This is a genomic window from Psychrobacter sp. M9-54-1 (assembly GCF_016613355.1).
GTDB classification, from domain to species: Bacteria; Pseudomonadota; Gammaproteobacteria; order Pseudomonadales; family Moraxellaceae; genus Psychrobacter; species Psychrobacter faecalis.
Map to the genome: position 1 here is coordinate 238,158 of NZ_JADGFW010000006.1, position 14,960 is coordinate 253,117.

General features: G+C 44.5%; 12 protein-coding genes. 10 read left to right on the top strand and 2 right to left on the bottom strand.

Annotated elements, in window-relative coordinates; translation table 11 throughout:
• The first annotated feature begins 76 nt into the window (after nt 1-76).
• From IQ457_RS04420 to acnD, 5 genes are all read left to right on the top strand, one after another.
• Complete coding sequence (locus IQ457_RS04420) at nt 77-1,054, top strand: LysR family transcriptional regulator (protein ID WP_200662228.1); 978 nt, start codon at nt 77-79, stop codon at nt 1,052-1,054.
• Between the two features lie 339 nt (nt 1,055-1,393).
• Entirely contained in the window at nt 1,394-2,692 is a 1,299-nt protein-coding gene (locus IQ457_RS04425; RefSeq protein WP_200662229.1) for an NRAMP family divalent metal transporter, read from the top strand.
• A 383-nt stretch (nt 2,693-3,075) separates the two neighbouring features.
• Complete coding sequence (gene prpB, locus IQ457_RS04430; protein WP_068404723.1) at nt 3,076-3,966, top strand: methylisocitrate lyase; 891 nt, start codon at nt 3,076-3,078, stop codon at nt 3,964-3,966.
• A gap of 108 nt (nt 3,967-4,074) precedes the next feature.
• On the top strand, nt 4,075-5,214 hold the full coding sequence (gene prpC / locus IQ457_RS04435) for a bifunctional 2-methylcitrate synthase/citrate synthase (RefSeq protein WP_198328868.1): 1,140 nt from the start codon (nt 4,075-4,077) through the stop codon (nt 5,212-5,214).
• Between the two features lie 243 nt (nt 5,215-5,457).
• Nucleotides 5,458-8,091 (top strand): Fe/S-dependent 2-methylisocitrate dehydratase AcnD, encoded by a 2,634-nt coding sequence (gene acnD / locus IQ457_RS04440; protein WP_200662283.1) that lies wholly within the window; start codon nt 5,458-5,460, stop codon nt 8,089-8,091.
• A gap of 110 nt (nt 8,092-8,201) precedes the next feature.
• On the opposite strand, the gene IQ457_RS04445 is transcribed toward acnD, so the two are convergent.
• Both IQ457_RS04445 and IQ457_RS04450 read right to left on the bottom strand, forming a co-directional pair.
• Complete coding sequence (locus IQ457_RS04445) at nt 8,202-8,492, bottom strand: type II toxin-antitoxin system RelE/ParE family toxin (RefSeq protein WP_200662230.1); 291 nt, start codon at nt 8,490-8,492, stop codon at nt 8,202-8,204.
• Between the two features lie 17 nt (nt 8,493-8,509).
• On the bottom strand, nt 8,510-8,731 hold the full coding sequence (locus tag IQ457_RS04450; protein WP_200662231.1) for a TA system antitoxin ParD family protein: 222 nt from the start codon (nt 8,729-8,731) through the stop codon (nt 8,510-8,512).
• A gap of 100 nt (nt 8,732-8,831) precedes the next feature.
• Here IQ457_RS04450 and prpF point away from each other — a divergent pair, with 100 nt between their 5' ends.
• The 5 genes from prpF to IQ457_RS04475 all read left to right on the top strand — a co-directional run bounded on the left by prpF (nt 8,832) and on the right by IQ457_RS04475 (nt 14,957).
• On the top strand, nt 8,832-10,085 hold the full coding sequence (gene prpF, locus IQ457_RS04455) for a 2-methylaconitate cis-trans isomerase PrpF (RefSeq protein ID WP_200662232.1): 1,254 nt from the start codon (nt 8,832-8,834) through the stop codon (nt 10,083-10,085).
• Nucleotides 10,086-10,238: 153 nt separating this feature from the next.
• Nucleotides 10,239-12,086: an ABC transporter ATP-binding protein gene (locus IQ457_RS04460; protein WP_068404733.1), complete on the top strand. Its 1,848-nt coding sequence runs from the start codon at nt 10,239-10,241 to the stop codon at nt 12,084-12,086.
• 76 nt (nt 12,087-12,162) lie between these two features.
• Nucleotides 12,163-12,753, top strand: coding sequence for a GNAT family N-acetyltransferase (locus IQ457_RS04465; protein ID WP_198328871.1), 591 nt, complete (start codon nt 12,163-12,165; stop codon nt 12,751-12,753).
• 139 nt (nt 12,754-12,892) lie between these two features.
• Nucleotides 12,893-14,410 carry a bifunctional 2-methylcitrate dehydratase/aconitate hydratase gene (locus IQ457_RS04470; RefSeq protein ID WP_200662233.1) on the top strand — a complete coding sequence of 506 codons (1,518 nt, stop codon included), beginning with the start codon at nt 12,893-12,895 and terminating at the stop codon, nt 14,408-14,410.
• Nucleotides 14,411-14,486: 76 nt separating this feature from the next.
• Nucleotides 14,487-14,957, top strand: a complete 471-nt coding sequence (locus IQ457_RS04475) for a hypothetical protein (protein ID WP_200662234.1) — start codon at nt 14,487-14,489, stop codon at nt 14,955-14,957.
• The last annotated feature ends 3 nt before the right edge of the window (nt 14,958-14,960 follow it).

Sequence of the window (14,960 nt, forward strand, 5' to 3'; positions counted from 1 at the left end):
CTAGGTCATTGCTATTTGTATAAAATAGCGACACTCTCTGATTAAATAAGCATCATAAACAGGTCAGCATCATCATATGGATTTAAAACAGCTCAATGCCTTTATCGCTATCGCTGATCTCAAAAGCTTTAGCGCAGCTGCTAGCAAGACGGGATTGTCACAGCCGACGCTCAGCCGGTTGCTCAAGCAGCTTGAAACCGATATGGGGGTAGAATTAATCGACCGCTATCATAGACCGCTGCACTTGACCGAAGCGGGTGCATTTTTTTACGATAAAATCAGCGCCATCCTGACAGAGATTGATACCGTCACCAGTATGACCCAGCGCCTATCTGCACCAAGTGCGGCTTTAAATATTGGCTTTGTGCCGTCGGTGCTGTACGGGCTATTACCCGAGGTTATCGCTAAGCTTAAGCAATCTAATCCGGATATCGAGGTCAATCTCAAGGACATCAGCTCCTATCAGCAAATTGACGCCCTAAAAAGCGGTGAGATTGATATTGGCTTTGGGCGTTTTGCGCATCAAGATCCGTGGATTCAGCAAATACTATTGCGTCATGAGCGTTATCTGGTGGCGCTACCTAAAGCGCATCCGCTTGCCGATAGCGATGAGCAGCGTCTGATTGACTTGGCAAATAACCGCTTGATTTTATACCATCAAACCCATCTACCTATTTCGACGACCGCGATACCTATTAAGCCTTCTAACGATCAGCCTTCTTTTGAGCCAGTCACTGAGCCTTTGCTGTATCTATTTGCCCAATATGGTATCTCGCCATTTATGACCACCACCGTCAGTGATTTACAAGTGGCGCTCGGTTTGGTAGCCGCGGGAGAAGGTATTACCTTGGTACCCGCCAGCCTAAAAACGGTGCGTACCGAGCAAATCGTCTATCGTCGCCTATTGCATGAAAATGCCACCTCTCCTATCTACCTGCATACCCTTAAAGACTTTGTCCATCCAAAAATCCCCGACTTACTTAGCGCGATTTATCAAGTCTATGAGCGCCGCGGTATCACTTATCGCAAGCAAAGTTTTACCTCGCAAGGGTAAAGAGTATTAAAGTACGTCGAAGCGTTTTAAATCGTGCGAAATGGCAGCTATCGGCAGCATATTGTGGTATAAAGAACCGGCAAAAAACTTGGCGCTAACCCTTGATATCCATAAATTATTATGCTAACCATCAAGAATAGGCATGCAAACTATTAGTAATAATAATTAAAATAATCCTTATCTTGCTCAGCAGCAGTATGCTAAAGTCGATACAAGATGAATCGTTTTATATTTATAGTTTAACTGCTATATATATTGTATAAACCGTTTCTCTCATGATCACTGGCAAACTGACACAGGTAAGTGATGTTTTGCCGTTTTAACCATTTCGAGGTATTCATGACCACACAACCACTCAACACTCCAAGCGCCACCGACGATGGCGCAACTGGGCACGCTGTTCCCCAGCAAGAAGGATTTAGCTGGCGGATTTTTGGCCCCGGTATATTAATGGCGACTGCTGCTATCGGTGGTTCGCATCTGATTTCATCGACGCAGGCGGGCGCGCTATATGGCTGGCAGCTGGCGATTATGATTATTTTAGCCAACGTCTTTAAATATCCGTTTTTTCGCTTCGGCACCGATTATGTTTATGATACGGGCGAGAGTTTGATCGCAGGCTATGCCAAACGCTCAAAGGCCTATCTTTGGATTTACTTTATTCTCTCCATCCTATCAGCGGTGATTAGTACGGGTGCGGTGTCCCTAATAGCAGCGGTTATCTTAGGCTTTATGCTGCCCGCCTCTCTGCAGCTCTCAACCATGAGCTTGTCGATGATTATCGTAGCAGTATCATGGTTCTTCTTGATTGCTGGTCACTATAAGCTACTCGATGGCGTGACCAAGTGGATTATGATTGCCCTGACCACAGCAACGGTCGCCGCGGTGGTGATTGCCGCTGGCAAGCCAACTGTTATGGTGACAGATTTTGTCGCCGCATCTCCTTGGAACCTTGCGACCTTGGGTTTTATCGTCGCGTTGATGGGCTGGATGCCAGCGCCACTTGAGTTTGCGGCGATTACCTCGATGTGGACGTCAGCCAAAAGAAAAACCGACAACACCACTCACCGCCAAGGTTTGTTAGACTTTAACGTTGGTTACGCAGTGTCGGCTATTTTAGCCCTGTTTTTCTTAGCGTTAGGCGTGTTCGTACAGTATGGCTCGGGTCAAGAGATTGAACTGGTCGGCGGCGCTTATATCAATCAGCTGATTAACATGTATACCGCCACCATTGGTGAATGGTCACGCCTACTGGTCGCCTTCGTCGCCTTTATGTGCATGTTTGGCACCACAATTACCTGCGCTGATGGTTATGGGCGTGCCAATGCTGAATGCTGGCGTTTGATTAAAGGTCAAAGTGAGATTAATAAAAAACAAATCGCTTTTTGGACCACTTATGCGATTGGTGGCGGATTGGTGATTATCACTTTCTTTACCGGACAATTAGGGGCGATGCTCAAGTTTGCCATGATATCGGCGTTTGTCTCGGCGCCTATTTTTGGTTGGCTTAATTACTCATTGGTTAAAAACCATAAAAAACTATCAATGGGTATGAATGCCTTATCGATTGCAGGGTTGATATTCTTGACAGGTTTTGCACTTTTGTTCCTTGCCAACCTTGCAGGATTTATTGGTTAAGCAATATTTACCATTAAGATTCTATGATAGAAGTAAAAAAAGCCCTTTTAGCCCTGCTATGAGGGCTTTTTATTGTTAAGTGATTATTTTTTTTAAGAGTTGACTGACAAAAAATCCAGCTATTTGTAACTAAATGTAAATTAATTAATATGGTAAAGATGACGACTTTAGTAATATGAATAACTATTATGATAAAGGTTTAAAAAATGGATATTACTATTCTATAATTGAATATATTTAATATAAGTAATAACTATTTAAAGTAAGTTTAATATAAGCTTGCGAAACACCGCTTTGCAGTCATGGATAATTGGGTATAATCAAGCACAACAATTTTATCCTTCATCACACGATAAGATTACCCTCCACGTAAGGACGACGATATGACCTCTTCAGCTGGCGCTCGCTTTCGCAGTGCAATAAAACAAAAAAACGATAACAACCAACCATTACAAATTGTCGGCGCGATCAACGCTTATACGGCGATGATGGCGACCCAAGTCGGTCATCAAGCGCTATATCTCTCAGGTGCGGGCGTGGCCAATGCCTCATTTGGTCTGCCTGATTTGGGCATGACCAGCCTTGATAACGTCTTAGAAGACGCACGCCGTATTACCGATGCAGTGGATACGCCGCTATTGGTTGATATCGATACTGGTTTTGGCGGCGCTTTTAATATCGCTCAAACCATCAAAAAAATGGAAAAAGCCGGCGTTGCAGCCGTTCATATCGAAGACCAAGTGGCGCAAAAACGCTGTGGCCATCGTCCAAACAAAGAAATCGTGAGTATCTCTGAGATGGTTGATCGCCTAAAAGCGGCGCTTGATGCCAAAACTGACTCTGACTTTGTAGTAATGGCGCGTACTGACGCCCTATCTGTTGAAGGGCTTGATGCAGCGGTTGAGCGTGCCGTTGCTTTTCAAGAAGCGGGTGCTGACATGATTTTTGCCGAAGCACTGACCGATATCGAGATGTACCGTAAGTTTACTGACGTACTTGATATTCCAGTCCTTGCCAATATGACTGAGTTTGGTCAAACCGACCTTTATACCACTGAGCAGTTATATGGCGTTGGGGTTGATATGGTACTGTATCCCTTATCAGCGTTTCGTGCGATGAACAAAGCGGCATTAAACGTTTATCAGCATCTGCTTGATGATGGTACGCAAGAAAAAGTCGTCGATACCATGCAAACGCGTATGGAGCTTTATGACTTCTTAAACTATCATGAGTTTGAGCAAACGCTAGATAAGCTGTTTGCCAATAGTAAATAAGCATTAAGTCAACCATAAGCAAAATCATCTACCTTTGGTTTTGCTTATTCACTTTTAGTCATCTTTATTTTTTAACTCAAAAAGAGCTACCAACAAAAGGAATTTAACATGGCAGCACAGAACCAATCAACAAAAGTATTGTCAGGCGCAGGTCTACGTGGTCAGGTCGCTGGCAAGACAGCACTATCGACGGTCGGTAAATCAGGCTCAGGGCTGACTTATCGCGGTTATGATGTGTCAGAGTTGGCCGATAAATGCGTCTTTGAAGAAGTGGCTTATTTGCTACTTTATGGCAACTTGCCAACCCAAAGTGAGCTTGATGCTTATCAGACTAAATTGAAAGGTTTACGCGGCTTACCTCAAGCATTAAAAGATGTGCTTGAGCGTATTCCTGCGGACGCCCATCCGATGGATGTATTACGTACCGGTTGCTCAATGCTTGGTAACCTTGAGATGGAAACTGACTTCTCACAACAGAACGATAAAACCGACCGCATGCTGGCGGTATTCCCATCAATCATCAATTACTGGTACCGCTTTACCCACGACAATGTGCGTATCGAAACCGAAACCGATGATGATACGATTGGCGGTCACTTCTTACATCTGCTTAAAGGTGAAAAACCAAACGAGCTGCATACCAAAGTTATGAACGTATCGCTCATTCTTTATGCTGAGCATGAGTTTAACGCCTCAACCTTTACCGCACGCGTGTGTGCGTCTACCCTATCTGATATCCACTCTTGTATCACTGGCGCGATTGGCTCATTACGTGGTCACTTGCATGGCGGCGCCAATGAAGCGGCGATGGATATGATTGAAGGCTTTACATCAGCCGACGAAGCTGAAGAAGAGATGATGGCAATGCTGGCCCGTAAAGACAAAATCATGGGCTTTGGTCATGCCATCTATAGCGAATCAGACCCACGTAACGTCGTTATTAAAGGTTGGGCTGAGAAGCTAGCCGCCGATGTTGGTGATGAGGTGCTATACCCAGTATCAGTACGCTGTGAAGAAGTGATGTGGCGCGAGAAAAAACTCTTCTGTAACGCCGATTTCTTCCATGCGTCTGCCTATCACTTTATGGGTATTCCAACCAAACTGTTCACGCCAATCTTTGTTTGCTCGCGTCTAACAGGCTGGGCCGCTCATGTGTTTGAGCAACGTGCCAATAACCGTATCATTCGCCCAAGTGCGGAATATACCGGTGAAGAATTGCGTCCAGTACCAGAGATGAGTGCGCGTTAATTTTTCGTGATATAGAAGGTTTGTAGGGTGTGCTTCATCTTCATCTTCATTTTTAGTAAAACAGCTGAAGACACGCCCTACAAATCCCTACCTTCAATGTTTAAAAAATTAATGCTTAAAAGTTTTTTTAGCAAAGTCTGATTTTATTTTGACGCTTTTACTAAAAAAATTTACCCCTTTTTAGCCTCATTGCAACCAGCCAACAGCCAAAGGTGACTTATGGACAATGCCCTCGTACAACCGATGAATGAACAATTTAAAAAGCCATTACCTGGCACAGACTTGTATTACTTTGACGCTCGTGAAGCGATTGAAAATATCGAAGCTGGCGCCTATGACAAACTACCGTTCTGCTCAAAAGTATTGTGTGAAAACTTGGTACGCCGCTGCCCACCAGAGGACTTAACCGCAGCGCTTAAGCAACATATCGAAGGCAAGCAAGACCTCGATTTTCCGTGGTACCCTGCCCGCGTCGTTTGCCATGATATTTTAGGTCAGACCGCATTTGTTGACTTAGCAGGTCTTCGTGATGCTATCGCTGAGCAAGGCGGTGACCCATCAAAAGTGAATCCAATCGTTCCAACGCAATTGATTGTTGACCATTCATTGGCCGTTGAGCATGCAGGCTTTGAAGAAAACGCTTTTGAGAAAAACCGCGCCATCGAAGAGCGCCGTAACGATGACCGTTTTCACTTTATCAACTGGTGTCAGTATGCCTTTGATAACGTCAACGTCGTACCGCCTGGTAACGGCATCATGCATCAAATCAACCTAGAAAAAATGTCGCCAGTGGTGCAAGTGGTACAAAACAAAGCCGGTGAACAAGTGGCGTTTGCCGATACCTTGGTCGGTACCGATAGCCACACGCCGATGGTTGATGCTTTAGGTGTGATTTCAATCGGTGTTGGCGGGCTTGAAGCCGAAAGCGTCATGCTAGGTAATCCATCTTATATGCGCCTGCCAGATTATGTTGGTGTTAAGTTAACGGGCAAATTGCAAAAAGGCATTACTGGTACGGACTTAGTATTGGCAATGACCGAGTTCTTGCGTGATGCAGGCGTAGTCTCTACTTATATCGAATTCTTCGGTGAAGGGGCACGCCAATTAAGCGTTGGTGATCGTGCGTCTATCTCAAACATGACCCCAGAATATGGCGCAACCGCCGCGATGTTCTATATCGATGAGCAAACCATCGATTATTTGCGTCTAACGGGCCGTAGTGAAGAACAAATCAAACTGGTTGAGCAGTATGCTAAGCAAACCGGTCTGTGGGCTGACGGTATGGAAAATGCCATTTATCCACGCGTTCTTGAGTTTGATTTATCAAAAGTCGTTCGTAACATGGCAGGTCCTTCGCGTCCGCATGCGCGCGTTTCAACCACAGACTTGGTTGCGAAAGGCATTGCTCACGGTGAAGGTGACAAATTACCTGAACCAAAAGATGGCTTAATGCCAGATGGCGCCGTGATTATCGCCGCGATTACCAGCTGTACCAATACGTCTAACCCGCGCAATATGGTTGCTGCTGGTCTGGTTGCGCGTAATGCTAATAAAAAAGGCTTATTGCGTAAGCCTTGGGTGAAATCATCTTTAGCACCCGGCTCAAAAACGGTCAAAATGTACCTAGAAGAAGCTGGCCTGATGCCAGAGCTACAAGAGATTGGCTTTGACGTGGTTGGCTTTGCTTGTACTACCTGTAACGGTATGAGTGGCGCGCTAGATCCTGATATCCAACAAGAAATCATCGACCGTGACCTATTTACCACCGCGGTACTATCTGGCAACCGTAACTTTGATGGTCGTATCCACCCGTATGCTAAGCAAGCGTTTTTAGCGTCACCGCCATTAGTGATTGCCTACGCTATCGCCGGTAACATTCGCTTTGATATCGAAAAAGACTCATTAGGTAAAGACACGGATGGCAATGACGTGTATTTAAAAGACATCTGGTTTGATGACGATGAAGTTGATGCTATCGTCGCGGCAGCCGTGAAGCCTGAGCAATTTAATGCCGTGTATATCCCAATGTTTGATGAAGCCAAAAAAGACACCGGCAAAGCGCTAAGCCCACTTTATGACTGGCGCGAGATGACCACTTATATCCGTCGTCCGCCGTATTGGGAAGGCAAAATGGCGGCAATGAATAAGCTAAAAGGTATGCGTCCACTGGCGGTACTTGGTGACAATATCACTACTGACCATTTATCACCGTCTAACGCGATTTTGGGCGATTCGGCCGCTGGCGAGTACCTTGATACCATGGGTCTGCCTGCGGAAGACTATAACTCTTATGCCACCCATCGCGGCGACCATTTAACTGCCCAGCGTGCGACCTTTGCCAACCCTAAATTGCTCAATGAGATGGTACGTGACGAGAAAGGTGAAGTCATCCAAGGCTCATTAGCCCGAGTCGAGCCAGAAGGTCAGGTCATGCGCATGTGGGAAGCGATTGAAACCTATATGAACCGCGAGCAACCGCTGATCATCATCGCCGGTGACGGCTATGGTCAAGGCTCAAGCCGTGACTGGGCTGCCAAAGGTGTACGTCTGGCTGGCGTTGAAGTCGTGGTTGCAGAAGATTTTGAGCGTATCCATCGTCAAAACTTGGTCGGTATGGGCGCGCTCCCCTTGCAGTTTAAAGAAGGGGTCAATCGCAATACCTTAAATATCGATGGTACTGAAATATTCGATATCGAAGGCGAAGTATCTGCTCGTGGTGAGATGACGCTCGTGATTCACCGTAAAGACGGCAGCGTTAATAAAGCACCCGTTATCTGCCGTTTAGATACCGCTGATGAGGTGAAAATGTATAACGCTGGCGGTATGCTACAACGCTTTGCCAAAGAGTTTATCGATGGCACGTTAGATATTGCGTAATCCGCATGAATTTTGAGTAATCAAAGAGCCGATGTTGTATAAATTATACGGCATCGGTTTTTTAATCTTTGGATATGAAAAATAATGAGCCTAGTGCTTTATAACGAGCATTAAAGTATTAATTTAACATTCCGATAAAAGTTTTCATGTGGGCCAAACATTAACAAGGTAAGGACAAGTTGACCATCATCGATTTGATAAGCCAATAACGTTAACTGCTTTAGCATTTTAAACTTATAAATTCGTACTGATGATAAGTCACCTACCTTTTGCACACCTATATCAGGATGGTCAATGATGGCACGTACAGCATCATCTAAATCAGCTTTCTGATTATTGTGCAATTTTTTAACGGCTTTTTTAAAACTATGCGATTGAATAACACTTAAAGACTGAGTCATTGTTTATCCAAAGTAAACTATCCAAATTCGTAGGGTTCAACCATACCAGCATCAACTTCTGCTTGCGCAATCAAAAGATGACGAACAAATTCGTAAGACAGATCAGGGTTGTCTTCCATAATTTGCCCAATGGTAGCCCAATGCTCTATTTGCTTTGGCGGGGTACGATGTTGTGCTTTAGATATCGCATAGGCTTTATCAACTAGCGCCTTGTTAAGACGTATGCTTGCAGTGGACATAACTTTCTCCATATTCAAAATATTAATCCTTGTGGCATTTTACTACAAAAATAGTGTATTAACGACTCTCATCCTCATAAACAGATATAAGGAATAAGAAATGACCCAATCAACTTTAGAAAACACACCAAAATTTGCCCCACAAGTCTCCGTCCCCGCTACTTATATGCGCGGCGGTACTTCAAAAGGCACGTTTTTTAAATTATCCGACTTACCAGAGCGTTGCCAAGTTGCTGGCAAAGCGCGTGATAATTTCCTTTTGCGGGTCATTGGTAGTCCTGATCCTTATGGCAAGCAAATTGACGGCTTGGGTAATGGTAGCTCTAGCACTTCAAAGACGGTGATTTTGTCTAGAGCATCACGCGCAGATCACGATGTGAATTACCTGTTTGGACAAGTCAATATCGCCAAACCTATGATTGATTGGGCGGGAAATTGCGGTAATTTAACCGCAGCAGTTGGTGCTTGTGCGCTTAATATGGGCTTAGTTGATGCTGATAAAGTTACTAATAGTATTGATGACAGTAGTGAGAGTGGCATTTGCGAAGTACGCATTTGGCAAGAAAATATCAGTAAAACCATTATCGCTCATGTGCCTGTTTACTTAGATGCGCAAGGCAAGGTACAAGTGCAAGAAACCGGCGATTTTGAATTAGACGGTGTGACCTTTCCTGCTGCCGAAGTAAAGATTGAATTTATCGACCCGGTAGATTCATCAAGCGATATGTTCCCCACGGGCAACCTAATCGATGATTTTGATGTGTCTGGCTGTGGTCTAAATACCGATAGCGTCAAGGCCACCTTTATCAGTGCCGGTATCCCAACCATCTTTATGAAAAGCGCTGATTTAGGCTTTACTGGTACTGAGCTGCAAGGCGACATCAATAGTAGTAGCGAAACCTTAGCTAAGTTAGAGGCAATCCGTGCCAAAGGTGGCGTTGCGATGGGGTTATTTAAAGACGTCAGTGAAGCACAAAGTAGTCAACATATTCCAAAGATTGCTTGGGTTGCCCCTGCACAAAGTTATAGCGCCTCAAGTGGCAAAGCCGTTGATGCCGCAGACATTGACTTAGTCGTACGCGCGATGAGTATGGGACAATTACATCATGCGATGATGGGTACGGCAGCGGTGGCGATTGCCGCAGCAGCGACCACACAGGGTACACTGGTCAATGAAGCGGCAGGTGGTAGCGAATTAGGTGAAGTGCGCTTTGGGCATCCATCAGGAACGCTACTCGTCGGCGGTAAAACCGAACGCGTGAACGGACGCTGGCAAGCCAAAAAAGTCTCCATGAGCCGCTCTGCTCGCCGTATTATGGTTGGTGAAGTTTTTGTACCAGCGGATGCTTTTTAATAACGACAATTTTTAGGAAACGAACTTAAAAGAAAATTAAAGGTAACAAGGTTTAAGATACTGCTTAAAGTCTTTATACTGGTGGTCGCTTATTATTATGAATAATAAGCAGTTAATACATGCCAATATCAAATTAAATAGCGCCTTAACCCTATGAGTACTCCGCCACGCCGTGTTCCTTTAGACATCAAGCCGCCCACCAAAAAAAAGGAACGGGGGGCTTTGCTGTGGTCGATTTTAAAAAGGCTCGGAGAGTTTGCAAGACCCTATCGCGGGCTTTTTATTTTAACCTTAATATTGACAGTGCTTGGGTCGTTTACCGCGCAGGTGAATGCCTTTGTCTTGCAATATACCATCGATACTTTGACCAATATTGTTGGTTTACCTGACCCATGGGTAGAAGGTATAAAATTACTGACGCTGATTAGTGTGATTTTATTGGTCAAAGAAGTTCTCAACGTCATCATCACCTTTGGTCAGCGCTACTTTGGTGAGCGTATTCGTATTAACTTATCGCGTGATTTGTCACAAAAGGTGGTCGACCGTATTTTGTCTTACAAAATGGCGTTTTATACCAGCGACGAGAACGCCAGCGGTAAGCTGCAAACCCGCATTGATTTGGGGGTCAGTAGTCTCACGCAATTGGTACAAAACTTCTTTATTGACATGTTGCCGCTGTTTGCCAGTGCCATCGTGTCATTAATCATTATGTTTAACGCCAATTTTTGGGTCGGTATGGTCGGGCTAATTATCGTGCCGATTTACTTTTTTGTCAGTCAGCGCCAAGCCAACCGTCTGCAAGGGTTTCGCAAACAAATGCGCCAATATCGCGAGACCAAAAGCGGCTTGGTGATTTCGATTATTGACTCTATCACGGTGATTAAATCCTTTGTGCGCGAGCCGATTGAGTCCGGTAAGCATTGGGACATCCAAAAGGATATGACCGCCAATCAGCTACGTATTCGCAGTATTGCGTTTATGTATAACGCTGGCAAAACCTTTATCGAGCAAATCGGCGTGGTGGCAATTATTGTCCTAACCTCATATTTTGTGCTCAACGGACAGATGACCATTGGCGCCATTATGTTCCATATCCTACTGTTTCAAAACGTCGCGGCTCCCATTCGCGAATTGCACCGCATTTACGACCAAATTAATAATGCCCTCACCTATGCCGAAGGCTTCTTTGATATCTTGGACGACGACCAAGCAATTGAAAACGAAGGTAAAGTCAAATGTACCGATTTAAAAGGTCATATCGAGCTAAAAGATGTCAATTTCTCCTACCCCAATGGCAAGCAGGCGCTGCATGATGTGAGCTTTAATATTCATCCCAATCGTATCACCGCTTTGGTCGGATTAAGTGGCGCAGGTAAAAGCACGATTATTAATTTATTGGTCAAATTCTATGATCCAAGCAGCGGCACTATTTGCCTCGATGGGCGTAATTTAGAGGACTACAGCACCCATGACTTGCGTGAGCAAATCGGCTTAGTGCTACAAAAGAACCATATTTTCTCAGGGACGATCGCCGACAACATTCGTTACGGGGCGATGGATGCCACCGATGAGGAGATTATCGACGCCGCCAAACAAGCCTCTATTCATGAGCAAGTCGTTGGTATGCCTGAAGGCTATGACAGTGAAGCCAAACTACTCTCCGGCGGACAGCAGCAGCGTATCGCGCTGGCAAGGATGTTTTTAAAAAACCCACCGATCGTATTTTTGGATGAACCAACGGCCAGTCTTGATGCTATTGCCACCCAGCAGATCAAGCACAGTCTAGATTTAATTAAAAAAGACCGTACGGTGATTATTGTCTCGCACAATATCTCGCAAATTATTGATGCTGATGATTTGGTGGTGATTGAAAATGGCCGTGTGATGGAGACTGGCACGCATGAGGAGCTTTATGCCAATCACGGTAAATACTATGAGATATTCAATGCCATGTCCGATAGTTTGAATTTAGATAAAATCAGTCAAACCTTAAATAGTTAATATAGGGCGAAATCGTTATAATGCTCAGTCTTTAAGACATTAAAAAACCCTTTAAATCGTTAAAAGCTAGCCGACTATGACCTGTGAATTTTCTATAAAAACCTTTGATGAGCTGACCACCGTTGATGTTTACCATATTTTAAAAGCGCGCTCACAAGTATTTGTGGTCGAGCAAAACTGCCCGTATCAAGACATGGACGAGGTGGATTTTGATTGTCTGCATCTGGTCGCCCATCAAGACGAAGCCTTGATTGGCTATTGCCGCATCATTCCGCCGCAATTTAATCATAAAAGATCCTCGGTTAATCCATCAGGTCCGATACCAGCGATTGGCAGGGTTTTGGTGCTAGCAGAGCATCGCGGCTATGGCGTTGCCCGTCAAATGATGCTTGAAGCCATCAAATACTGCCGCAAAAAGTATGGTAAAAAAACCATCATCATCTCCGCGCAGACTTATTTGCTAAACTTTTACGAATCACTTGGATTTATCGTTGAAGGTGAACGCTACCTTGAAGACGGTATCGAGCATGTCACCATGGTTTTACCTGTCATTAAAAAAGTAAAGGTGAAAAAAGAAAGCTCGGGAATGGTGAGTAGTATTCTCAGTTTTTTGTTATTAATATTGGCACTTTTATTCATTGTCGGTTTGGTTTATCTCATGGTGTAACTCATGAAACGATAAAACAGTCTTACACGACTTCACTGTTGTTCGATATTGAGTATGTTATTTTTGATGCATCACTGATTGATAAATCATGTCGCTTATCAATCGCTCCAATATTCGACTCAAGGAAGAGGTAACGATTATGTCTACGACTCAAAACGCTACGGTAGAGAGCAATGTCCGTCCAGAGTATGACGATGAGATTCAAAAAATCGCCGACTATGTGCTTAATTACTCTATCGATAACGACTCGCCCAATAGTGCCGATGCTTGGAATACGGCTCGCCACTGTCTGATGGACACCCTAGGCTGCGGACTGCTTGCACTGCGTTTTCCTGAATGTACCAAACACCTCGGACCCGATTGCGCCGATCAAATTACTCCTAATGGCGCACGCGTCCCTGGTACGCCTCATAGACTCGACCCCATTAAAGCTGCTTTTGATATTGGCTGTATGGTGCGCTGGCTTGATTATAATGATACGTGGCTTGCGGCCGAATGGGGCCATCCCTCAGATAACTTAGGCGGAATTTTGGCAGTGGCGGACTATATCAGTCAGCAAAACGTCAGCCAAAATAAAGACCCACTCACCATGCGCGACGTTTTAGAAGCGATGATTATGGCGCATGAGATTCAAGGCGTGCTTGCTTTAGACAATTCATTTAACCGCGTGGGGCTTGACCATGTGTTCCTCGTCAAACTCGCCTCAACGGCGGTGGTCGCCAAACTCTATAAATTACCACGCGAGCGTATCATGGCGGCGATCTCGCAAGCGATTGTCGATGGTCAAGCGCTGCGAACCTATCGTCATGCACCCAATGCTGGTAGCCGTAAATCATGGGCGGCAGGCGACGCCACCAGTCGTGCGGTACGCTTAGTCGATATCACTCGCCGCGGCGAGATGGGCATTCCGGGAGCATTAACCGCGCCGCAATGGGGTTTTTATGATGTGTTGTTTAGCCATACCAATAAAGACCTAGCACTCAAACCTGCAGGCGAGCGCCGTTTTACCTTTCAGCGCGAGTTTGGCAGCTATGTGATGGAAAATATCTTATTTAAGATAAGCTTTCCTGCCGAGTTCCATGCCCAGACTGCTTGTGAAGCAGCGGTTATCTTGCATCCTATGGTTGATGATAGGATTGATGAGATTGAAAAAGTCGTCCTGACCACGCATGATTCAGCCATTCGAATTATCTCAAAAGAAGGCGCACTTGCCAATCCTGCCGATCGCGATCATTGTTTGCAATATATGGTTGCCGTGCCTTTATTGACGGGCGACTTGATGGCAGAAAACTACGAAGATGATTATCACGAACAGCATCATATCTTGATTGATGGGCTGCGCCGTAAGATGGTGGTCGTTGAAGATCCCAATTATTCAAAAGATTATCATGATCCAAATAAACGCTCGATTGCCAATGCCATTCAAATATTCTTTAAAGATGGCAGCAGTACCGATAAAGTCGCTGTCGAATATCCTATTGGTCATAAGCGCCGCCGCGCTGAAGGCATCCCCGTATTAGAAGCGAAGTTCCGAGCAAGCTTGGCAACGCGCTTTATTGACAGTCGTTGTGCAGATATCTTTGCGCTATGTGATGATCAAAAGCGCTTAGAGCAAACCCCAGTCAATGAGTTTATGGATTTATTTGTGGCATACTAAGTTATACTTTATTGAATTAGAATACGCATTGTAAATTTCTACAATAGTCCTAAAAGTACCTTGGGGTTAATAAATTATGAGCATTAAAGGATTGTTTACTTTTGTTTTATTAAGTTCCTTTCTCTCAGCTTGTACTTCTAGTATGCCAATGAATAGTAGTGTCGTTAATGCAAATGATAGGCCAAAATTAAGTAACGTTTTCTCTTACTATGATGAAAGTAACAATGTTCAGTTTGCTGCCTTGATATCGGGAAAATTTATCTTCAAAGATAATTGTTTATTTTTGGCTGACGGTGAAAACATCACTACGCCTATATTTAATACAGACGATGTGAAGTTCAATGCTGAAAAAAGAGAGGTTTACTTGAACGGAGGGGTGATACTTTTAGATAAAGATTTAATGTTGGGAGGAGGGTTTATAGATAGTAAATATCTACCAAAGCTCGACTCAAAAGCTAGTGATAGCTGCTTAACTGATAGGGTTGCTATCTTGTACTCTGTAGTTGAAGATACTCCAGAGCTGAGGAAACGCTGGTTAATACCATAGTGT